This is a genomic window from Streptomyces sp. NPDC085524, from assembly GCF_044541755.1.
Lineage (GTDB): Bacteria > Actinomycetota > Actinomycetes > Streptomycetales > Streptomycetaceae > Streptomyces.
The window spans coordinates 148,993-170,218 of sequence record NZ_JBITTH010000009.1 but is presented as its reverse complement, the minus strand read 5'-3'; the positions used below and the strand labels follow the sequence as shown (position 1 = coordinate 170,218).

15 protein-coding genes and 1 pseudogene are annotated in these 21,226 nt (G+C 70.0%); 7 read left to right on the top strand and 9 right to left on the bottom strand.

What is annotated here, in order from left to right:
* Positions 1-77: 77 nt before the first annotated feature.
* Genes ACIGFK_RS16180 through ACIGFK_RS16170 form a run of 3 tightly spaced genes read right to left on the bottom strand, consistent with a single transcriptional unit; the run spans position 78 to position 3,179 of the window.
* Positions 78-908, bottom strand: coding sequence for a carbohydrate ABC transporter permease (locus ACIGFK_RS16180; protein ID WP_400052216.1), 831 nt, complete (start codon positions 906-908; stop codon positions 78-80).
* Entirely contained in the window at positions 905-1,894 is a 990-nt protein-coding gene (locus ACIGFK_RS16175; protein ID WP_376654826.1) for a carbohydrate ABC transporter permease, read from the bottom strand. Before ACIGFK_RS16175 ends, ACIGFK_RS16180 begins: the two co-directional genes overlap by 4 nt.
* The gene (locus ACIGFK_RS16170; protein WP_400052214.1) at positions 1,887-3,179 is read right to left on the bottom strand and encodes an extracellular solute-binding protein; all 1,293 of its coding nucleotides are present in this window, start codon (positions 3,177-3,179) and stop codon (positions 1,887-1,889) included. The genes ACIGFK_RS16175 and ACIGFK_RS16170 overlap by 8 nt, the downstream gene beginning before the upstream one ends.
* 232 nt (positions 3,180-3,411) lie before the next feature.
* Between ACIGFK_RS16170 and ACIGFK_RS16165 the strand changes: the two genes are divergently transcribed.
* From ACIGFK_RS16165 to ACIGFK_RS16155, 3 genes are read left to right on the top strand one after another with little or no spacing between them, the layout of a single operon-like run.
* A complete protein-coding gene (locus ACIGFK_RS16165) occupies positions 3,412-4,440 on the top strand; it encodes a LacI family DNA-binding transcriptional regulator (RefSeq protein WP_376654828.1) in 1,029 nt (342 codons plus the stop codon).
* Positions 4,437-6,656: a glycoside hydrolase family 3 N-terminal domain-containing protein gene (locus tag ACIGFK_RS16160; RefSeq protein ID WP_400052212.1), complete on the top strand. Its 2,220-nt coding sequence runs from the start codon at positions 4,437-4,439 to the stop codon at positions 6,654-6,656. The genes ACIGFK_RS16165 and ACIGFK_RS16160 overlap by 4 nt, the downstream gene beginning before the upstream one ends.
* Positions 6,653-8,155 carry a family 43 glycosylhydrolase gene (locus ACIGFK_RS16155; RefSeq protein ID WP_400052211.1) on the top strand — a complete coding sequence of 501 codons (1,503 nt, stop codon included), beginning with the start codon at positions 6,653-6,655 and terminating at the stop codon, positions 8,153-8,155. Before ACIGFK_RS16160 ends, ACIGFK_RS16155 begins: the two co-directional genes overlap by 4 nt.
* Before the next feature lie 33 nt (positions 8,156-8,188).
* On the opposite strand, the gene ACIGFK_RS16150 is transcribed toward ACIGFK_RS16155, so the two are convergent.
* Positions 8,189-9,220: a LacI family DNA-binding transcriptional regulator gene (locus tag ACIGFK_RS16150; RefSeq protein WP_376654831.1), complete on the bottom strand. Its 1,032-nt coding sequence runs from the start codon at positions 9,218-9,220 to the stop codon at positions 8,189-8,191.
* Positions 9,221-9,491: 271 nt separating this feature from the next.
* Here ACIGFK_RS16150 and ACIGFK_RS16145 point away from each other — a divergent pair, with 271 nt between their 5' ends.
* From ACIGFK_RS16145 to ACIGFK_RS16135, 3 genes are all read left to right on the top strand, one after another.
* On the top strand, positions 9,492-10,466 hold the full coding sequence (locus ACIGFK_RS16145) for a glycoside hydrolase family 6 protein (protein WP_400052209.1): 975 nt from the start codon (positions 9,492-9,494) through the stop codon (positions 10,464-10,466).
* Between the two features lie 45 nt (positions 10,467-10,511).
* Positions 10,512-11,810, top strand: a complete 1,299-nt coding sequence (locus tag ACIGFK_RS16140; RefSeq protein WP_400052208.1) for a glycoside hydrolase family 6 protein — start codon at positions 10,512-10,514, stop codon at positions 11,808-11,810.
* A gap of 301 nt (positions 11,811-12,111) precedes the next feature.
* Complete coding sequence (locus tag ACIGFK_RS16135) at positions 12,112-13,554, top strand: endo-1,4-beta-xylanase (protein WP_400052206.1); 1,443 nt, start codon at positions 12,112-12,114, stop codon at positions 13,552-13,554.
* 169 nt (positions 13,555-13,723) lie between these two features.
* Here the strand turns inward: ACIGFK_RS16135 and araD are convergent, their stop codons facing one another.
* Positions 13,724-14,461, bottom strand: coding sequence for an L-ribulose-5-phosphate 4-epimerase AraD (araD, locus tag ACIGFK_RS16130; protein ID WP_376654835.1), 738 nt, complete (start codon positions 14,459-14,461; stop codon positions 13,724-13,726).
* Between the two features lie 319 nt (positions 14,462-14,780).
* Between araD and ACIGFK_RS16125 the strand changes: the two genes are divergently transcribed.
* Entirely contained in the window at positions 14,781-15,857 is a 1,077-nt protein-coding gene (locus ACIGFK_RS16125) for a LacI family DNA-binding transcriptional regulator (RefSeq protein WP_376654836.1), read from the top strand.
* A gap of 6 nt (positions 15,858-15,863) precedes the next feature.
* On the opposite strand, the pseudogene ACIGFK_RS16120 reads toward ACIGFK_RS16125, so the two are convergent.
* From ACIGFK_RS16120 to ACIGFK_RS16105, 4 genes and pseudogenes are all read right to left on the bottom strand, one after another.
* A pseudogene (locus ACIGFK_RS16120) lies at positions 15,864-17,186 on the bottom strand (IS200/IS605 family accessory protein TnpB-related protein).
* Positions 17,187-17,498: 312 nt separating this feature from the next.
* Positions 17,499-18,521 (bottom strand): galactofuranose ABC transporter, permease protein YjfF, encoded by a 1,023-nt coding sequence (gene yjfF, locus ACIGFK_RS16115; protein WP_376654837.1) that lies wholly within the window; start codon positions 18,519-18,521, stop codon positions 17,499-17,501.
* Positions 18,518-19,618, bottom strand: a complete 1,101-nt coding sequence (locus ACIGFK_RS16110) for an ABC transporter permease (RefSeq protein ID WP_400052204.1) — start codon at positions 19,616-19,618, stop codon at positions 18,518-18,520. The genes yjfF and ACIGFK_RS16110 overlap by 4 nt, the downstream gene beginning before the upstream one ends.
* Positions 19,615-21,174 (bottom strand): sugar ABC transporter ATP-binding protein, encoded by a 1,560-nt coding sequence (locus ACIGFK_RS16105; protein ID WP_400052202.1) that lies wholly within the window; start codon positions 21,172-21,174, stop codon positions 19,615-19,617. Before ACIGFK_RS16105 ends, ACIGFK_RS16110 begins: the two co-directional genes overlap by 4 nt.
* Positions 21,175-21,226: the final 52 nt, after the last annotated feature.

The window sequence follows — 21,226 nt, the reverse complement described above, 5'->3', positions numbered from 1 at the left end:
GCTAACAAAAATGGGGATGTCAGTGCGGTCAGGCGTTTCACAACGTCTCCTCGGGGGTGGAGGTCGCGCGGGACGGGTCAGCCCTTGGTGGCGCCCGCCGTAAGGCCGCCGATCAGCTGCCGCTCGGCGACGGCGTAGAACGCGAGGGCGGGGACCATCGCGAGCACGATGTACGCGAGGACGAGCGCGTAGTCGGTCGAGTACTGGCCCTGGAACTGCTGGACCCCGACCGGGATCGTCTGCCATTTCGGGTCGTTGAACACCAGCAGCGGCAGGAAGAAGTTGTTCCAGCTCGCGACGATCGCCAGCACCGACACCGTGCCGAGCGCCGGACGCGCCATCGGCAGCAGGATCGTCCAGAAGAAGCGGAACTTGCCGCAGCCGTCCATGACGGCCGCCTCCTCGACCTCCGCCGGGATGGTCCGGAAGAAGCCCCGCAGAATGATGATCGTCACGGGGAGCCCGAAGGCCGCCTGCGGGAGGATCACTCCGAGCGGGTTGTCGAGCAGGCCGAAGGTCCGCAGCAGCAGGAACAACGGCAGGACGGCCACCGCGAACGGGAACATGAGCCCGATCGTGAACAGCGCGTAGAACAGCTCCCTGCCCCGGAAGGCGTAGCGGGCCAGCGCGAACGCCGCCATCGCGGACGCCGCCACCGTGCAGCACGTCGTGCCGATCGCGATGCCCGCGCTGTTGGCGATCTGCCGCCAGAACATTCCGTCGCCGAGAATGCCGGTGTAGTTGCCGGTCTTCCAGTGCGCGGGCAGCCCGAACGGGTTGGTCGTCAGCTCGCCGGTGCTCTTGAACCCGGAGATCACCGCGTAGACGAGCGGCACGACGACGAACGCGCCGATCAGCCAGACCACGGCGTGCAGCGACAGGCCTCGTGCCGTCCTGCGGGCGTTCATCGGCCACCTCCCGGGGTGACGGCCCCGACCAGGTCGCGGCGGAGCACGTAGCGCTGGTAGAAGAGGGAGAAGACCAGACTGATCATGAACAGCACCACGCTGATCGCACTGGCGTAGCCGACCTGGTAGCGCTTGAACCCGAACTGGAACACCGAGATCGCCATCGTCTCGGAGGAGTGGTTGGGCCCGCCCGCGGTCATCACCCAGACGAGGTCGAAGAGCTGGATGGCCCCGATGACCGAAAGGAAGGCGCTGATCCGGATCGTCGGGCCGAGCAGCGGCAGCGTCACGTGCCGGAAGCGCTGCCAGACGCCGGCGCCGTCGATGGACGCGGCCTCGAGGATCTCGCCCGGGATGCCTTGCAGTCCGGCGAGGAAGAGCATCATGTGGAAGCCGAAGTACTTCCAGGTCATGACCACGAACAGGGTCGGCATGACCGTGGAGGGATCGGCGAGCCACTTCCCCCGCAGGCCCTCCAGGCCGAGGGCACCGGCGAGGTGGTCGGCCATGCCGGCACCGGGAAGGAAGATCATCGTGAAGAGGACCGCCGTGACCACCTCGGACAGGATGTACGGCGCGAAGAACAGCATCCGGTAGACGGCCCGGCCGCGCAGCCTCTGGTTGAGCAGGACGGCGGTGAACAGCGCGAACGGCAACTGCACCGTGACCGACAGGACGATCAGGTACAGCCCGTGCCCGAGATCGCCGAGGAATACCTGGTCGTCCAACAGCCTGACGTAGTTCCCGATGCCCACGAAGTCGTCCATCGGGCCGGTCCCGCTCCACTTGAAGAAGCCGGTGCAGACGGCGACGGCGATCGGGGCGAGGACGAAGACGAGGAAGAGGGCCAGAGCCGGGACGAGGAACCAGGCGACCGACGCCCAGCTGTGCAACCCTCGCAGGAGCGAGCGTGCAGGGGCGGGCGGGCCCACCGGAAGGGCGTCCCGTGTCCGCTCCTCGGTCAGCGTGGACACGGAGCTAGGCACCCTTCGCAGCCTCGGTGATCGACTTGGTGACCTGTTCGGGCGTCTTCTTGCCGGCGATGAGGTCGGCGACGCTGTCGTTGACTTCCTGGCCGACCGCCGGCGGGTAGGCCTGGTCGAGGTAGAGCTGGAAGCCCGTCGCCTCGACCAGGCTGTCGGCCACCACCTTCCTGTTGGCGTCGGCGAGCTGGCTCTCCGCGCCCTTGACCACCGGCAGGTAGCCGTTGGAGGCCAACAGCTTGGACTCGTTCTCCAGGACGAAGAACTTCAGGAACTCCAGCGCCTCCTTCGGCGCGCCCTTGCGCAGCGCGAAGCCACCGCCACCGCCGAACACGTCGGTGGCCCGGCCGACGCCGCCGTCGACCGTCGGGAAGGGGAAGAAGCCCAGGTCCGCTCCGAGGTCGGCGCCCGCGTCCTTCTGGACCGACGGCCCCCACTGCCCCATCAGCTCCATGGCGGCCTTGCCGTTGCCCATGGTCGCGGCCTGGCCGCCGGGGGTGGAGTAGCCGGCGCCGAGGAAACCCGTCTGGAACGGCTGGAGGTCGACCAGTTCCTTGAGGTGGGTGCCCGCCCGGACGAAGCCGGTGCCGGTGAAGTCCTTGGTGGTCGCGGCCTGCTGCATCGCGGGGAGGCCTGCGACGCGCATCGCGAGGTAGGCCCAGTAGTAGTGGCCCGGCCATTTCTCCTTGCCCGCGAGGGCGATCGGAGTGATGCCCGCCGCCTTGAGCTTCTTGACGTCTTCGAGGAGCTCGGCCCAGGTGGCCGGCGGAGTGGTGATCCCCGCTTGGGCGAAGAGCTTCCTGTTGTACCAGAAGCCGACCATGCCGACGTCGTAGGGCACCCCGTAGGTCCGGCCCTCGAACTGATAGGCCTGCAGCGAGACCGGGGTGAGGTCGGACGCCCAGCCGAACGCGTCGGTGAGGTCCTCGACCAGCCCCGCGTCGACCTGCTGCCGCAGAACGCCGCCGCCCCAGGTCTGGAAGACGTCGGGGAGTCTGCCCGACGAAGTGGTGGCCGTGAGCTTGGACTTGAACGCGTCGTTCTCCAACGAGGTCGTCTTGATCGTGATGTTCGGGTGGGCGGCCGTGAACGCCGAGGAGATCTGCGGGAAGAGGGACTTGCCCGGTTCCGTCGTGGCGATGTTCCACCACGCGAAGGTCACGTCGCCATCGGCCTCCGGCCCCGAGCCGGAGTTCCCGCCGCCGCAGGCCGCGGTCAACGAGACGGACAGAGCGGTCAGGCCCGAGAGCGCCAGGAAGCTTCGTCGACTCGGTGGTGTGCTGGCCATGGGACCTCCGGGGTGAGGAATGCCGGTTCGACTTCGAAAATGTTTCGTAACATTCTCGAATTCGTGCTGCCACAAACTAGGAACGCGGAGCCCACCGGTCAAGCCTTCTCACCGAATTTCCGTTGGCAGCAGCGCTGTTGGAGGCTTGACAACCAGGTCACGCCAACCGGAGACTCTTCGAAAGTTTGCGATATGTGTCGCCATCCCACGGCGTCCGCGCGGAGGAGCGAAGTTGAGCGAGCAGCGTCCGACCCTGGCCGTCATCGCCGCGGAGGCAGGGGTCTCCCAGGCCACCGTGTCCAAGGTGATCAACGGTCGCTCCGATGTCGCACCCGCGACACGCGAACGGATCGAGAGCCTGCTGCGTTCCCACAACTACCTGCACCCCGGCCGGCAGGGCAGGGCCCGCAGGTCGGGCCTGGTCGACCTGATCATCGGCGGTCTGGACAGCGCATGGGCGGTGGAGATACTGCGCGGCGTCGAGGCCGAATGCGCCCAGCGGAGCGTCGGCACCGTCGTGTCGCTGGTCCCGCCGGGCGAGGCGACGCCGTCGAGCTGGGCCGCGCTGCCGGTCCTTCACCACAGCGACGGCGTCATCCTCGTCACCGCCTCGGTGACCCAGGCCCAGTTCGCCCAGATCGAACAGGCCGGAGTGGCGCTGGTCGTCATCGACCCGATCGACCTCCCGGGCAATGGTGTGCCGAGCATCGGCGCGACCAACTGGGCGGGCGGCCTCGCCGCCACCGAGCACCTGCTGGAGCTGGGGCACCGCCGGATCGCCACGATCGGCGGGCGCAAGGAGATGCTCTGCAGCCAGGCCCGCATCGACGGGTACCGGGCCGCGCTGGAGCGGGCCGGGATCGAGGTCGACCGCGACCTGATCCGGTTCGGCGACTTCCAGCACGAGGGCGGGTTCCAGCACGCCCGTGAACTGCTCGCCCTCCCCGAGCCGCCGACCGCCGTCTTCGCCGGTAGCGACCAGCAGGCGATGGGCGTCTACGAAGCCGCCCGGCAGGGCGGCCTGAGCATCCCGCAGGACCTCAGCGTGGTCGGTTTCGACGACCTGCCGATGTGCGAATGGCTGTCACCGCCGCTGACGACCGTGCGCCAGCCGCTGGAGGAGATGGGCCGGCTCGCCGCCCGCACGCTCTTCCAGCTCCTGGACGGCCAGCCCCTGGTCAGCCCCCGGATGGAGCTCTCGACCGAGCTCAAGGTCCGGCTCTCCACCGCCCCGCCCCGCGATCTAGGGAGAACTCCTTGACCGAGCCCTGGCGTGACCCCCTCCTGCCCGTGTCCGTGCGAGTCGCCGATCTGCTGGAACGGATGACGCTGGAGGAGAAGGCGGGCCAGCTCGCCGGCTTCTGGGCGCTGCCCTCGGATCCGGGGACACCGGTCGCGCCGATGGAGGACGATTCCGGGGAGTCCGCGCCCGGCCTCGACGACATCGTCGCCCACGGGCTCGGCCAGCTCACCCGGGTGTTCGGCACGGCGCCGATCACCGCCGAAGCCGGGATGGAGCGGCTCGCCTCGCTCCAGCGGCAGGTGACCGGATCCGGCCGGTTCGGGATCCCGGCGGTCGCTCACGAGGAGTGCCTGACCGGGTTCATGACGTCGGGGGCGACGGTCTTCCCCGGGCCGCCGGCCTGGGGCGCGTCCTTCGATCCCGGGCTCGTGCGCGAGATGGCCGCCGCCATCGGCGCGGGGATGCGGCGGGTCGGCGTCCACCAAGGGCTGGCTCCGGTGCTCGACGTCGTCCGCGACTACCGGTGGGGCAGGACCGAGGAATGCATCGGCGAGGATCCCTACCTCGTCGGAGCGATCGGCACGGCCTACGTGCAGGGCTTGGAGGGCGCCGGGATCGTGGCGACCCTCAAGCACTTCGCCGGGTACTCGGCCTCGCGCGGCGGCCGGAACATGGCCCCCGTCTCCTCGGGGCCGCGCGAATTCATGGACGTGCTGGTCGAGCCTTTCGTACGGGCACTGCGCGAGGGAGGCGCCCGGTCGGTGATGAACAGTTACACCGACGTGGACGGCGTCCCGGTGGCAGCCGACGAACGGCTGCTGACCGAGCTGCTCAGAGGTGAGCTCGGTTTCACCGGTGTGGTCGTCGCCGACTACTACGCCGTCTCCTTCCTGGAGACCCGGCACGGGGTCACCGGATCGCGCGGCGCGGCCGGCGCCCTGGCGCTGACCGCCGGAATCGATGTCGAGCTGCCCACGGCCCGCTGCTACGGCGAGCCGCTCACCGAACTGGTGCGGTCGGGAAGCCTGTCCGAGGAGCTCATCGACCGGGCCGCGGCACGGGTCCTGCTGCAGAAGGCCGAACTCGGCCTGCTCGACCCCGACTGGGAACCCCTCAAGCCCGAGCCGGTCGACCTCGACCCGCCGGAGAACCGGGCACTGGCCAGGCTCCTGGCCGAACGGTCCACCGTGCTGCTCGCCAACGACGGCACCCTGCCGCTGCGGCCGTGCCGTGTCGCGGTCAGCGGGCCGTACGCCGACGACCCCCGGTCCTTCCTCGGCTGCTATTCCTTCCCCAACCACGTCGCGCTGCCCGGCGACCTCGGGCTGGAGATCCCGACGCTCGGCGAGGCGCTCACCGCTGCCGGGTTCACGGTCACCGAGGACGAGCCGGACGTGAACGTGCTGGTGCTCGGGGACCGGGCCGGCATGTTCGGCCGGGGCACCTCCGGGGAGGGCTGCGACGCCGAGACCCTCGACCTGCCCGGCGACCAGGCCGCACTCGCCTGCGCCGTCCTGGACTCGGGGGTGCCGACCGTCCTGGTCCTCGTCTCCGGACGGCCCTACGCGCTCGGCACGCTGGCCGAGCGCGCATCGGCCGTGGTACAGGTCTTCTTCCCCGGCGAGGAGGGCGGGACGGCGCTGGCCCGGATCATCAGCGGGGCCGCGGAACCGTCCGGTCGGCTGCCCGTCTCCATCCCCCGCCAGGTCGGCGGGCAGCCCGGCACCTACCTGCACGCCAGGCTCGGCGGGCACACCGACTGGAGCTCGGTGGACCCGACCCCGCTGTTCCCCTTCGGCCACGGGCTGAGCTGGACCAGCTTCACCTGCTCGGAGCTCTCGGTGGATCCCGTCGCCGCGACGGACGGGACCGTCGCCGTTTCGGTCACCGTACGCAACGTCGGCGGGGTGGCCGGGACCGAGGTGGTCCAGCTGTACCTCACCGACCCCGTGGCGTCCGTCGTCCGGCCGCAGCGGTGGCTCGCGGGATTCGCCAGGGTCGGACTGCAGCCCGGCGGGGCCGCCCGGATCACTTTCTCCGTCCATGCCGACCGGACCTCCTTCACGGGGCTCGACCTGCGCAGGAGAGTGGAGCCCGGCGAGATCGGCGTGGCCGTCGGACGGTCCAGCAGCGATCTTCCACTGCAGGGCTCCTTCACTCTGGAGGGCCCGGTACGTCACCCCGGGGCCGACCGGGTGCTGTCCGTCCCGGCCGAGATCGTCCCGGTTCCATGACCACGTTGTTCGATGATCCCGTCTCCGGTGATCCCGTGCTGCCCGGGTTCCGGCCCGACCCGTCCGTCTGTCGAGTGGGAGCGGACTACTACCTGGTGACGTCCAGCTTCGAATGGTTCCCGGGCCTTCCCGTGTTCCACAGCCGCGATCTCGTGAACTGGCGGCGCATCGGCTCCGCCCTCGACCGGGAGTCCCAGCTCGACCTCGACGGGTGCGAGCCCTCACGGGGTCTGTTCGCACCGACGATCCGGCACCACGCCGGGGTCTTCCATCTCGTCTGCACCCTGATGGACGGCCCCGGCCATTTCGTCGTCACGGCGACCGATCCGGCGGGGCCGTGGTCGGAGCCGCAGTGGCTGGACGGCGAGGGCTTCGACCCGTCGCTGTTCTTCGACGACGGGCCGGACGGCAACGGCGGCGACGGCGACGGCGACGGCCGGGCCTGGTTCACCGCCGCGCGCGTGGTGGACGAGGGCGCCGGCCGCACCGAGATCTGGATGCGCGAATACCTTCCCCGCGAACGACGGCTCACGGGACCGGAGCACGTCCTGTGGTCGGGGAGCCACCCCGGCGCGCGATGGTCGGAAGCCCCGCACCTCTACAAGATCGACGGCACCTATCTCCTGCTCACCGCCGAGGGCGGCACCGATGTGGACCACAGCGTGGTGGCCGCCCGCGCCGACCACGTGACCGGCCCGTACGAGGGAGCCCCCGGCAACCCGGTGCTACCACCCGCCGAGGGCCCCGTCACCTGTACCGGTCACGCCGACCTCGTCCAGACCCCGTACGGCGAATGGCGGGCCGTCCTCCTGGGCGTCCGCCCGGGCTCCGCCCTCGGCCGCGAGACCTTCCTCAGCCGGATCACCTGGGAGGAGGGCTGGCCGGTCTTCTCCCCCGTCGTCCACACCGACCTCCGCCACCCGCTCCACGACGACTTCGCCACCCTCTCCGCCGACTGGAGCACCCTGCGCACCCCACCCGTGCGGTTCTGGACCACCGGCGACGGACTCCGCCTCCGGCTCCGCCCCGAACGCCTCGGCGAGCGCACCACCCCGTCCCTCCTGGCCCGCCCCCAGGAACAGCCCGACTGCGACGTCTCCACCGAACTGCACTTCACCCCCGCCGCACCGGGCGAACAGGCGGGCCTCGCCGTGGTCCTGGACGACGACAGCCACCTTCTCTTCCTTCGCACCACGGAAGGACTGAGCCTCCGCCGCGGGCCCGAGGTCCTCGCCCGCACTCCCGTCCCCCCGGGCCCCGTTCGCCTGGGGGTCCGCATCCGGGGCTTCAGCCACACCTTCGCCCACGCGGCACCCGGCGGCACCTGGCAGGACCTGACCACCGTCGAAGCCACCTTCCTCGTACCGCTGTTCACCAGCGTCCAGCTCGGCCTCTACGCCACCTCCAGCGGCCGCCCCTCCGCCGGCCAAGCGCACTTCACGTGGTTCGGCATCACGTACGCGAGCCGCCGGGAACCGCCGGGACGCCGGTGTCGGTGAGCCGGCGGCCAGACCCCCGGTCCCGCCCGCCGTTCAGGCCGGCGCGGGCAGATCGGGGGCGGACTCGCGGACGGTCAGGCGGGTCGGGAGGATCAGCGGGCTGGGGCGGTGTCCTTCGATGGCACGGATCAGCATCCTGGCCATCTCCTGCCCCAGGGCCCGTACCGGCTGATGGACCGTGGTCAGCGGCGGGCTGGTGTGCCGGGCGCTCGCCAGGTCGTCGAAGCCGATCACCGCGACGTCCTCGGGCACCCGGAGCCCCCGTTCCCGCAGGGTGCGCAGGGCGCCGATGGCCATCGCGTCGGAGGCCGCGAACACCGCGTCGGGGTCGGGGTGCGCCCGGAGCAGTCGCTCCATCGCCCCGGCGCCGCCGTCCTCGGTGAACTGTCCGGGCTCGACCCCGAGCAGCGGCAGACCGGACAGGGTCAGACCGTCGGTGAACCCCTGTTCCCGCGCGACGGAGGCCCTGGCATCCACCTGCCCGGTGATCATGACGGGCCGTCGGCGGCCCGTACGCGCGAAGTGCTCGGCGGCCAGCCGGGCACCGCCCCGGTTGTCGGCGTCCACGTACCATGTGGGCTCCCCGGCGAGCGGAAGTCCGCCGAAGACCACGGGGAGATCGACCTCGTCGCACAGGCGTCCCAGGGGATCGTCGCCGCGCAGCGCCATCAGCATGACGCCGTCGGCCCGGCGGGAGCGCAGCAACCGCTCGAACCTCTCCCGTCCGCGAGGGGTGTTGGCCAGCACCAGGACCAGTTCGAGTTCGGTCTGCTCCAGCGCCGCGCTGACGCCGACGACGACCTCCGCGAAGAACGGGTCGGCGAACAGGGCCGGCTCGTCGCTGGAGACGGCCAGCACCACCGCTCCGACCTTGCGGGTCGCCAGGGCCTGCGCGGTCGGATTGGGCACGAAACCCAGCTCGCGCACCGCCCGTTGGACCGCCTCCCGCTTGGCGCGGCTCACGTGCGGGGCATTGTTGATCACACGGGAGGCCGCCGTGCGCGAGACACCGGCTCGTGCGGCCACCTCGTCGAGAGTCGGCATGCGCTTGGGTGACGGTTCCATGGGAGAACTGCTCCTCGTGCTCACGCGGACGGCGAACAGCGGCCATGATTCCACGCACGACACCGAGTTCGGACCTGCGTACGGGTCGCACACTCGGTCTCGATTCGGTAGCGCTTCCAACCAATCACGCCATGACGGCGACGGCGGCAGTTTCGCGTTCAACCTCTTGACACGCCCTGGCGGCGAACCCAATCATCCCATCAGCGCGGTCCGACCCGTCCCGAAAACTGGAAGCGCTTCCACACCTTCCCCACCTCCCGGAGGAAGCATCATGCGCAAGTCCGTCCGAGCCGCATCGGCCCTGCTGGCCGGTGTCCTCACCACCGGTTCCGCCCTGATCGAGGCCGGCCCGGCGTACGCCGCCGACCCGACCACCATGACCAGCGGCTTCTACGCCGACCCCGACAACTCCGCCCTGCGGTGGGCCGACGCGAACCCCGGCGACGGGCGGGCGCCGGCGATCCGGACGTCCATCGCCCACACCCCGGCGGCCCGCTGGTTCGGCAACTGGAGCGGCGACATCGGCACGGCCGCCGGCGCCTACGTCGGCCGCGCGGACTCCTACGACAAGCTGCCGATCCTGGTCGCGTACAACATCCCCAACCGGGACATCTGCGCCGGTCACTCCGGCGGCGGCGCCGGGAGCCGCGCCGCGTACGACGCCTGGATCGCCGCCTTCGCCAGTGGCATCGGCAACCGCCCGTCCGTCGTCGTCCTCGAACCCGACGCGCTCGGCCACGAGAGCTGCATGACGGCCGATCAGATCGCCGAGCGCAACGCCATGCTGAAGAACGCCGTCGCCCAGTTCAAGGCCAAGGCACCCCATACCTGGGTCTACCTCGACGCCGGGAACCCCGGCTGGATCGACGCCCCGACCATGGCGCGGCAGCTCGCCGCCGCCGGTGTCGGCGGGGCTCGCGGCTTCGTGCTGAACGTCTCCAACTACTTCACCACCGACCAGAACACGTCCTACGGCAACGCGGTCAACTCCGCCCTGGGCTCCTACGGCTACACCAAGCCGTTCGTCGTCGACACCAGCCGCAACGGCAACGGCTCCGACGGCCAGTGGTGCAACCCCGCGGGCCGCCGGATCGGTACTCCGAGCCGGCGCGGCGCAGGCGGCGCCGAGATGCTGCTGTGGATCAAGCTCCCCGGCGAGTCCGACGGCAACTGCGGTGTCGGGGCCGGTTCCTCGGCCGGGCAGTTCCTGCCGGAGGTCGCCTACAAGATGATCTACGGCTACTGACCCCTCCCCGCTCGCCGCAGGCCGAACCCCTACCGGAGGAAACCCGTGCGCAGACCCCTGCACCGATTGCTCCTGGCAGCGAGCGCACTCACGCTGCTCCTCGGCGCCGTCGCCCCGGCCCCTGCCGAGGCGAGCTCCGTGCCGGCCTCCCACACGCTTCCCGCGAACACCCGCTTCTACGTCGATCCCGACGGTGACGCGGCCCACCAGGCCGTCACCGATCTGCTCCACGGGGACTTCGACGGCGCCGCTTCCATGGCGAAGCTGGCCAGTTGGCCGGAGGCCGCCTGGTTCACCGACGGCACCCCGCAGCAGGTCGAGTCCCGCGTACGCGACCTGGTACGCCGCGCCGAGCGAACCCTGACGGTGCCCGTCCTGGTGGCCTACAACATCCCGCTGCGCGACTGCTCCCAGTACTCCTCCGGCGGTGCCCAGTCGGACGCCGAGTACCAGGCCTGGATCAGCGCCTTCGCCCGGGGGCTCGGCCGCAGCAAGGCCGTCGTCGTCCTCGAACCGGACGGGCTGGCCAACCTCCCCTCCGACTGCGGTCCCGGCAGCGACCCCACCGGCGCGATCACCACCGGACGCTTCGCCGACCTCAACCATGCGATCGACGTCCTGGAGCGGCAGCCGAACAGCGTCGTCTACCTGGACGCCGGCAACAGCCACTGGCGCAGCGTCGGCGACATCGCACAACGCCTCCTCCAGGCCGGTGTCGCCCGCGCCCAGGGCTTCTCGCTGAACGTCTCCAACCATCTGGCCACGGACTTGTCCACCCGTTACGGCACCTGGGTCTCCCAGTGCCTCTGGTTCGCCACCAAGGGCCCGGACCGGGCCGAGGGGCACCCCGAGTGGTGCGCGAGCCAGTACTACTCCCCTTCAGCACCGAACGACGGGCAGCCGGGGAACTCCGTGAACGTGGACGATCCGTCCACGTGGCATTGGACCGACCTGTGGTTCCAGCAGAACGTCGGCGCCCCGCCCGCGCAGGAGCTCACCCACCTCGTCGTCGACACCAGCCGCAACGGCCGGGGCGCCTGGACCCCGCCCGCGGGCAAGTACACCGGCGACCCGCAGACCTGGTGCAACGCTCCCGGTCGCGGCATCGGCGCGCGTCCGACCGCGAACACCCGTATCGCGCTCGTCGACGCCTATCTGTGGATCAAGACCGTCGGCCAGTCCGACGGCCAGTGCAACCGCGGCATCCCGGGCGGCACCATCGACCCGGAGTACGGCATCGTCGATCCCGCGGCCGGGGTGTGGTGGCCGGAACAGGCCACGTCCCTCGTCCGGAACGCCGATCCCGCACTGGAGTTCAACGGGCTGCCAGGAAATCGCGGATGATCGATGAGTCATCGCCATCGAAATGTTTTCGATGGCGATGACTCATTGGAAAGCGGAAATTGAGCCGACAAGAGAGGCGCGCATTCTCGAAACCCTTTCGAAACTCTTGACTTGTTTCGGCAGGGTTTCCAGACTGAGGCCCGGGGTGGTCCGCCTTTCCGTGTCCGGGCGCCAGGGTACCGGCCCTCGATTTCTCCGTCCCGGTGGTGAGCGTCACCTTTTTCGCTGGACGCGCGTCATTCACGCGGATGCACTCTGCCGCGCTCCCATCCTTTCTTCTTTCTGTCCTGGAGGCTCTTTCATGGGCTCACATGCCATTCCCCCATCCACCGTCCGCCGGAAGACCGGCGGTCTGCGTACGGCCCTGGTCGTCGGCGTCCTCGGTTCGGCTGCCGCGCTGGTGGCGCCACTGACCTCACACGCCGCCGAGAGCACGCTCGGTGGCGCGGCGGCACAGAGCGGCCGCTACTTCGGCACGGCCATCGCCTCGGGAAGGCTGGGCGACTCGGCGTACACGACGATCGCGGGCCGCGAGTTCAACTCGGTGACGCCCGAGAACGAGATGAAGATCGACGCCACCGAGCCCCAACAGGGCCAGTTCAATTTCGCCGCCGGTGACCGCGTCTACAACTGGGCGGTGCAGAACGGCAAGCAGGTACGCGGCCACACCCTGGCCTGGCACTCCCAGCAGCCCGGCTGGATGCAGAACCTCGGCGGCAGCGCGTTGCGCCAGGCGATGACCAACCACATCAACGGCGTCATGGCCCACTACAAAGGCAAGATCGCCCAATGGGACGTGGTGAACGAGGCCTTCGCCGACGGCAGTTCGGGAGCCCGGCGCGACTCCAACCTGCAGCGCACCGGCAATGACTGGATCGAGGTCGCCTTCCGCACCGCACGCGCCGCCGACCCGGCCGCCAAGCTCTGCTACAACGACTACAACGTAGAGAACTGGACCTGGGCCAAGACCCAGGCCGTGTACGCCATGGTCCGCGACTTCAAGCAGCGCGGCGTGCCGATCGACTGCGTCGGCTTCCAGTCGCACTTCAACAACGACAGCCCCTACAACGGCAACTTCCGCACCACCCTGCAGAGCTTCGCCGCCCTCGGCGTCGATGTGGCCGTCACCGAACTCGACATCCAGGGCGCCTCGGCCACGACCTACGCCAACGTGACCAACGACTGCCTGGCCGTCCCGCGCTGCCTCGGCATCACCGTCTGGGGTGTACGCGACACCGACTCCTGGCGATCGGAGCAATCGCCGCTGTTGTTCGACGGCAACGGCAGCAAGAAGCCCGCCTACACCTCCGTGCTGGGCGCACTCAACGCCGGCTCCTCCACCCCCACTCCCACCCCTTCGCCCGGTTCCGGACAGATCAAGGGCGTCGGGTCAGGACGCTGCCTGGACGTACCCGGTGCCGTCACCACCGACGGGACCCAGGTCAACCTGTGGGACTGCAACAACCGCGCCAACCAGCAGTGGTCGTACACCGCCGGAGGCGAGCTCAGGGTCTACGGCAACAAGTGCCTGGACGCCGCCGGCGCCGGCAACGGCGCCAAAGTCCAGATCTACAGCTGCTGGGGCGGCGACAACCAGAAATGGCGCCTCAACTCCGACGGATCCGTCGTCGGGGTCCAGTCCGGCCTCTGCCTCGACGCGACCGGCAACGGCACCGCCAACGGCACCATGATCCAGCTCTACTCCTGCTCGAACGGCAGTAACCAGCGCTGGACCCGCACCTGAACCACTGAAGGACCACGGTGCGGTCCCGGGCCATCGCCGGTGGTCCCGGGCCGCCGCCGTGGTGGCGGTGAGCCCCGGCCGACCCGCCTTCACCGTCCGGCCCCCACCGTGGAGATCCCCTGGGCGCCGCCCCGGTACGACTCGCGTGTCGTCCCGGGGCGGCGCGGCCTCAGGTGCCCGGGGCGTGAGGGACGTTGCCGTAATAGGCGTCCGGTCCGTGCTTGCGTGTGAAGTGCCGCTCCAGCAGGTGCTTCGGCGGCTCGGAGGTGCTCCCGAGGCGGGACCCCAGGGCCAGCGTGTGCAGCGCCATCTCCGCCACGGCCTCGCAGACGATGGCGTTCTCCAGCGCAGCCTTCGCGGTGGCGCCCCAGGTGAAGGGGCCGTGTCGTGAGACGAGCGCTCCGGGGACCTCGTCGGCCCGACGGGGGTCGCCGTCCAGCCGGGCGACGATCACCTGTCCGGTGTTGTACTCGTAGTCCTGCGCGCACTGCTCGGCGGTGAGGTCCGCCGTCACGGGGACGGGCCCGTTGAAGGTGTCGGCGTGGGTCGTGCCGAGGACCGGGATCGGGCGGCGCGCCTGGGCGAAGGCGACCGCATGCGCCGAGTGCGTGTGGGTGACACCACCGATGGAGGGGAAGGCCCGGTAGAGGCACCGATGGGTTTCGGTGTCGGTGGACGGCCTGAGGTGCCCGTCGACGACCCGCCCGTCCTCCAGCGCCACCACCACCAGGTCCTCCTCGGTGAGGTCGGCGTAGGAGACCCCGGACGGCTTGATGACGAAGACGCCGGCGCCTCGATCCACTCCGCTGACGTTTCCCCAGGTGAGGGTGGCCAGCCCGGCCTCCGGGATACGCAGGTTGGCCGCGAGCACCTCGCGACGGAGGTCCTTGAGGCTCGTCTCGCTCACTACACTCTCACCGTCTCTTCGACATGGGCGGCGGTTTCCCGGGACCGGCGTCCGGCAGGCCCCGCGGTCGCCCACGAGTGGGCTGGACCGATCGGGGGCCGCACACCAGGCATCGCGGTTGCGCCATCACGGCAGCCCCGTCAAATTGTGAGCGCTAACACCCTTCAATCTCAAGACATGCGAGAGGATTCCTGCCCACATCCTGCTGGCAACGCTGCATAATGTGAACGCCAACATCGATGGCTCGTCGACAATCTCCCGGTCGGTCCGAGACGTGGCGGGCCGGGGCGGGTTCGATACCTTCAAGGAAGGCCGCTCGATGAGGAAAGGAAGAGAGTTGACCCAGCTCCCAGACGTCTCGCGCGCGCCCACGATGACGGACGTCGCGCGCGTCGCCGGTGTGTCCCATCAGACCGTTTCACGGGTGCTCAGCGACCACCCGAACGTGAGCGCCAAGACCCGGGCCGCGGTGACGCAGGTCATCGAGCAGCTGGGGTACCGCCGCAACTCGGCGGCCCGTGCTCTGGCCACGCGCCGGACCCACACACTGGGCGTCATCGCGGTGAACACCACTCTGCACGGGCCCGCCAGCACCGTGGCGGGAGTTCAGGAGGCGGCTCGGGACCGGGGCTACCTGACCTCCGCCGTCACGCTTCGGACGGCCACGCAGACGGCCCTCGCCGAGGCCATGCAGCACCTCGCCGGGTGGGGCGTGGAGGGGATCGTCGCCGTCACTCCCCAGCGCGCCGCTGTCAGAGCCCTGGCGGCATTGGAAGCACCCTGCCCGGTGGTCACCGTGGAAGGCGGCCACACCCTGGACCTGCCGGGGGTGTCGCTGGACCAGAACCTCGGTGCCCGCCTGATCACGGAACACCTCCTCGCCTCGGGCCACTCCACCGTGTGGCATGTCGCAGGCCCTCCCGACTGGCTCGAGAGCGAGGCCCGCACGCAGGGGTGGGAGGAGGCGCTGCGCGATGCCGGCGCCGAGGTGCCGCCCCTGCTGCGCGGCGACTGGAGTCCGCTGTCGGGGTACCAGGCCGGTCAGCAGCTCGCGGGTCGGGTACGGGCGGCACGAGGGCAGGAAGCGGGCCTCACCGCGGTGTTCGTCGCCAACGACCAGATGGCCCTCGGTGTCCTGAGGGCCTTGCGGGAAGCGGGCCTGCGCACACCGGAGGACGTGGCGGTGGCCGGCTTCGACGACATCCCCGAGGCGGAGTTCTTCCCACCCCCGCTGACGACGATCCGTCAGGACTTCGCCTCGCTCGGCCGCGACAGCATCGGCTTGCTCCTGGACCACATCGAAGGCCGGACCGACGAGTCGACGCACCTGGTGGTGGCGCCCGAGCTCATCGTGCGCGCCAGTACGGCCCGCAGGATCGCTCCACCCGGCGAATGACCGTTCCTAGAGACTGAGCGGTAGTGAGTCCTGTTGCCAGGACCCATACTCAGCCGCGTGTCCCGAACGGTATTGGGCACGCTGGTCGCCCGCTTTCGCTCCGCGTCCGGGCGGCGCGCATCGTGTGCGTGGTCCGGGGATGCGGGGGCGGGTTTCCTCACGTCCTGGGTTACTCGGTCGGGCCTGGGCGGTCCGATGCCCGCGACGATCACTCTGGTCGTCGCGGGGCGGTGCCGTCCGTCGCCGGATCGAGTGTCCCGGGGCGCGCCTGCCGATCGCGATGCTCGCGGCGTCGTGACGGCTGATCTTCCTGGTCTGGCTGGTGAGGGGCTTCTGCCAGTGCTGCGCACCCCACACACTGGTGTACGCCGGGTCGACCGCAACGATCGCGAGTCCGGCTTCGGCCGCCATGGAGACGATCCGGGCGCGGAGTCTGCCGGTGGGCATCCCGGAGATCAGCTGCCGGAACCGGCGCTTGCGGCCGTGCTTCTCGCGGGTCTTCTCCGCCGTGAAGTCCAGGTCCTCGATCGCGACCGCCGTCACACCCACGCGCCGGGCCCAGTTGACCAGCCGGGTAAGGGCATGGCGTACCTGGGCGTCGCGGTGTGGCGCGGTGCCGGAAAGGTCGTAGAAGAAGCGCCAGGGATCGCCCATGGGGTTGCCATGGGCATCGAGCTGCCAGGCGGCGAGGTGGTCGGCGTTCATGTCCACACCGACCACACCTCTTCCCCCAACGCTTCCCGGATTCGCCGCCAGCGGTCAGGAACCAGCGCTCCGCCTCCCACCTCTCACGCCACTCCGCCTCGGTCAACTGGGCCTCGGTGAGGTTGTGGCGGGTGTTCAGCAGGCGTTTGCCGCCCCGCACGACCCCACCCGACCGGCCTCACGGTCGCCGCGTACAGCGGCAAGCCGGTCCTCCAGGACACACAGACGACGCGACTTCGCGAACCACTCAGCCCTCGACCGGTAACCACCGGGGCCGCGTTTGCTGCCCTTCGTCCCGACCGGCAGGGACAACCGGTACTCGACGGTCTTGACCCCGGCTTCCAGACTCTGGATGTGCGCGGCCTGGCCACGACGGGCGAGCGCCCATTGATCGTGCGTCGCCTTCGTGACCGCACCTGCCCACCGCGACGACGACACCGACGTCAGCTCCCGCTTACGCATCGCCCACGACTGGGCGGAATGCTCCAGACCATCAGCACAGCGCGCCTTCAGATCACGGGAAGCCAGCGCACTCATGTGTGCGCCGACCAGACGCAACACCTCCTCATCCCCCGGCGTGAGCTCCTTGAGACGATCACGAACCGCCACACCCGACGGATACAGCTGTGGATCGTCGTCGACCGGTACAGCTCGCCCGGGCGCAGGAGGACCGTCGGGCAGTCGGGGCGGCCCGGCGAGTCCGCGACGTGCCGGGTTTCCAGCACGACCCCCGCGTAGCCGGTCACCGTCGGGGCTGCGTAGGAACAGGCTGACACCCGTGCGGTGCACGGAGTGGAAGGGTTCGCACCGCCACAGGCGCTGGTCGACCCCGTCGGGACCGCCGTGCAGCGTGTGCCCGGTCTCCTGGGTGGCGAGCAAGCCGTGCGGGCAGCATGCGAGCGCGGTGGAACGGGCTGACGGGCTGCGGAGCCGGACTCAGTCGGCGGCGGGGCGCCGGCCGCTCATCAGACGCTGCAGCACGATGAACACGAGCAGCAGGGCGCCGATGACGATCCGGGTCCACCAGGAGCTGAGCGTGCCCTGGAAGTTCACGACCGTCTGGATCATGCCGAGGACGAGCACGCCGAGGGCGGTGCCCAGGACGAAGCCGGAACCTCCGGTCAGCAGCGTGCCGCCGATCACGGTGGCGGCGATCGCGTCGAGTTCCATGCCCATGGCGTGGAGGGCGTAGCCGGAGAGCATGTAGAAGGTCAGCAGCAGGCCGCCGAGTGCGGAGCACAGACCGCTGACGGCGTATACGGCGATCTTGGTGGAGCCCACGGGAAGACCCATCAGGCGTGCGGAGGCCTCGTTGCCGCCCAGCGCGTACACGCTGCGGCCGAAGCCCGTGTGGTGCAGTACGACGAAGGCGGCCAGCAGCACGGCCAGGGCGATGACCACCGGGATCGAGACGAACAGTCCTCCCGGGCCGTACAGCCGGGTCTGCGCGATTGCCGCCGTGGTGGGGTCGCTGATCGTGATGGACTCGGTGCTGATGGTGTAGCAGAGCCCGCGGGCGAGGAACATGCCGGCCAGGGTGACGATGAACGGCTGGATCTCGAAGGTGTGGATGATCCAGCCCATGAACGTCCCGCTCGCGGCGCCGACCAGCAGGACCAGCGGGATGACGGCGGCCAGGGGCCAGCCGTGCGACTCGACCAGCCAGGCGGTGAGCGTGGTCGACAGGGCCACCATGGAGCCGACGGACAGATCGATGCCGCCGGTGAGGATGACGAAGGTCGCCCCGACCGCGACGACGAGGAGGAATCCGTTGTCGATCAGCAGGTTGAGCACGACTTGCGCGGAGAGGAAGCCCTCGTAGCGCACCGACCCGACGCTGAACATGACGACCAGCAGGACGGCCGTGACGATCAGTGGGATACGGGTGCGGGTGCGCGGGGACACGGTGGCGAGGGGGCGGGTGAGCGCAGCGGCGGCGCTCGCGATGCCGGTGCTCATGCGCGTACCTCCTGCTCCTGCGGGGCGGCGCCCGGCGTGGTGTGGGATCGGGGTGTGGTCGCCCTGCGGCGGCGCAGGACCTTGGCCCGGAAGACCGGGGACTGGACGAGGCAGACGACGATGACCACGAAGGCCTTGAAGACGAGGGTGGTCTCGGGTGGGACGCCGAGGGTGTAGACGGTGGTGGACAGGGTCTGGATGATCAGGGCGCCCAGGACGGTGCCGCCGAGGGAGAAGCGTCCTCCGGTCAGGGCCGTGCCGCCGACGACCACGGCGAGGATCGCGTCGAGTTCGATCCACAGGCCGGCGTTGTTGCCGTCGGCGCTGGAGACGTTGGAGCTGATCATCAGCCCGGCGACCGCGGCGCACAGCGCGCTGAAGACGTAGACCAGGGCGAGCAGACCGCCCGCGCGGATGCCGACCAGGCGGCTGGCGGCGGGGTTGCCGCCCACGGACTCGATCAGCATGCCGAGTGCGCTGCGACGGGTGACGAAACCGGTGAGCGCGACGAGGGCGGCGGCCAGGAGGACGGCGAACGGGAAGGTCAGCCAGTAGCCGCCGCCGATCATCTTGTAGGGGGCGCTGGTCACCGTGATGATCTGGCCGCCGGTGATCAGCTGGGCGACGCCGCGGCCCGCGACCATGAGGATCAGGGTGGCCACGATGGGCTGCACCCCCAGCCCGGACACCAGGAACCCGTTGGCGAGGCCCAGTACGAGGGCGACGCCGAGCGCGAGGGCGACCGCTGCGAGCACGGTGGCGACGCTGCCGGGACGTTCGGCGGTGGAGATGTGCCCGCAGGCGAGGGCGCCGGCGATGGCGACGGTCGAACCCACGGAGAGGTCGATGCCCCGGGTGGCGATGACGAGGGTCATGCCGAGCGCCACGAGGGTGAGGGGCGCGCCGAACTGGAGGATGTCGATCAGGCTGCCGTAGAGGTGGCCGTCGCGTACGCGGACGGTGAGGAAGTCGTGGTGGAACGCGAGGTTGCCGAGGAGCAGCGCGAGCAGGATGAGCGTGGGCCACAGCAGGCGGTGGCCCGCCAGGCGTCTCCCGGCTCCGCCGACCGCCTTGGGCTGGGCAGGCTGGGTGGTCATGAGTCCGTTCCGGTGGCGATGGTCGTGAGGATGCGTTCGGGCGTGACGGTGTCGTCGTTCGTGAGGGTGGCCACCATCCGGTGGTCGCGGAGCACGGCGATGCGGTGGCTCAGGCGCAGGACCTCTTCGATTTCCGCCGAGATGAACAGCACGGCGGTGCCGTCGCCCGCCTGACGGGCCACGAGTTTCTGGATCTCCGCCTTGGCCCCGATGTCGATGCCCCGGGTGGGTTCGTCGAGGATCAGGAGCCGGGGTGCGGTCAGCAGCCACCGCGCGAGGAGGACCTTCTGCTGGTTGCCTCCGCTGAGGTGGCGCACCTGCGCTTCGGGGTCGGCGGGGCGGATGTCCAGGGTTCCGATCCAGTGCCGTGCCAGTTCGTCCTGTTTCGCCCGGGTCAGCGGCCTGGTCCAGCCGCGGGCGGCCTGCAGGGCGAGGACGATGTTCTCGCGGACCGTGAGGTCTCCCACCAGTCCCTCGGACTTGCGGTTCTCGGAGCAGAACGCGATGCCCCGGGCGATGGCGTGGCGCGGGGTGCGCAGGAGTACCGTCCTGCCCTCGATGCTCACTTCTCCGGAGTCCGCGCCGTCCGCTCCGAACAGGAGGCGCGCCACCTCGGTGCGGCCCGAGCCCAGGAGGCCGGCCAGTCCGATGACCTCACCGGCATGGATGTCGAGGTCGTACGGTTCGATCGAGCCCGCGCGGGTCAGTCGTCGCGCCTGGAGGAACGGCTCACTGGCCGCCCGTTCGGCCGCTTCCTCGCGCGCACGGTCGGACAACTGGTCGAGGGTGGCCAGCTCTCCGCCGATCATTCGCTGTACCAGCGTCACCGGAGTGAGTTCGCCGATGGGGTACTCGCCTTCCAGCCGGCCGTTGCGCAGGATGGTGACGCGGTCGCAGACATCGAATACCTGGTCGAGGAAGTGCGTGACGAACAGGATGGCCACACCGCGGTCACGCAGGCGCCGCACCAGCGTGAAGAGCTGGGCGACCTCCTCGCGGTCCAGGCTGGAGGTGGGTTCGTCCAGCACCAGCACCTTCGCCGAGACGTCCACCGCCCGGACGATGGCGACCAGTTGCTGAACGGCCAGGGAGTGCGAACCGAGCAGACCGGTGACGTCCAGGTCGAGGTCCAGTTCCGTCAGCAGCTCAGTCGCCCGCTGCCGCAGCGCGGACCAGTGGATGAGACCGAACCGGCGCGGTTCGCGCCCGATGAGGATGTTCTCGGCGACCGAGATGTTCGGGCAGAGATTGACCTCCTGGTAGACGGTGCTGATTCCGGCCCGCTGCGCCTGGAGGGGGTCCGCGAACGCGTGGGGCCGGCCGTCGACGAGGATGGTGCCGCCGTCGGCGGGGTGGACACCGGTGAGCACCTTGATCAAGGTGGACTTCCCGGCGCCGTTCTCGCCCATCAGGGCGTGCACCTCACCGGGGAAGAGCCGCAGGGCGACTCCGTCGAGGGCGAGCACGCCCGGGAACTGCTTGCGGATGCCCTGGGCCTCCAGGACCGGCCGCGGGTCGCCGGAGTCCGTGGGCCGCGGGGTGGACGGGGATGCCATCCGCCCTCCTCTCGTGGATGGGGTGGTGGAGCGGACTGGCGGTGCCGGGGAT

Coding starts and splice junctions, on each gene's coding strand:
- ACIGFK_RS16180 (WP_400052216.1), bottom strand. CDS start 908: ATGAACGCCCGCAGGACGGCACGAGGCCTGTCGCTGCACGCCGTGGTC.
- ACIGFK_RS16170 (WP_400052214.1), bottom strand. CDS start 3,179: ATGGCCAGCACACCACCGAGTCGACGAAGCTTCCTGGCGCTCTCGGGC.
- ACIGFK_RS16155 (WP_400052211.1), top strand. CDS start 6,653: ATGACCACGTTGTTCGATGATCCCGTCTCCGGTGATCCCGTGCTGCCC.
- ACIGFK_RS16150 (WP_376654831.1), bottom strand. CDS start 9,220: ATGGAACCGTCACCCAAGCGCATGCCGACTCTCGACGAGGTGGCCGCA.
- ACIGFK_RS16145 (WP_400052209.1), top strand. CDS start 9,492: ATGCGCAAGTCCGTCCGAGCCGCATCGGCCCTGCTGGCCGGTGTCCTC.
- ACIGFK_RS16135 (WP_400052206.1), top strand. CDS start 12,112: ATGGGCTCACATGCCATTCCCCCATCCACCGTCCGCCGGAAGACCGGC.
- ACIGFK_RS16125 (WP_376654836.1), top strand. CDS start 14,781: ATGAGGAAAGGAAGAGAGTTGACCCAGCTCCCAGACGTCTCGCGCGCG.
- yjfF (WP_376654837.1), bottom strand. CDS start 18,521: ATGAGCACCGGCATCGCGAGCGCCGCCGCTGCGCTCACCCGCCCCCTC.
- ACIGFK_RS16110 (WP_400052204.1), bottom strand. CDS start 19,618: ATGACCACCCAGCCTGCCCAGCCCAAGGCGGTCGGCGGAGCCGGGAGA.
- ACIGFK_RS16105 (WP_400052202.1), bottom strand. CDS start 21,174: ATGGCATCCCCGTCCACCCCGCGGCCCACGGACTCCGGCGACCCGCGG.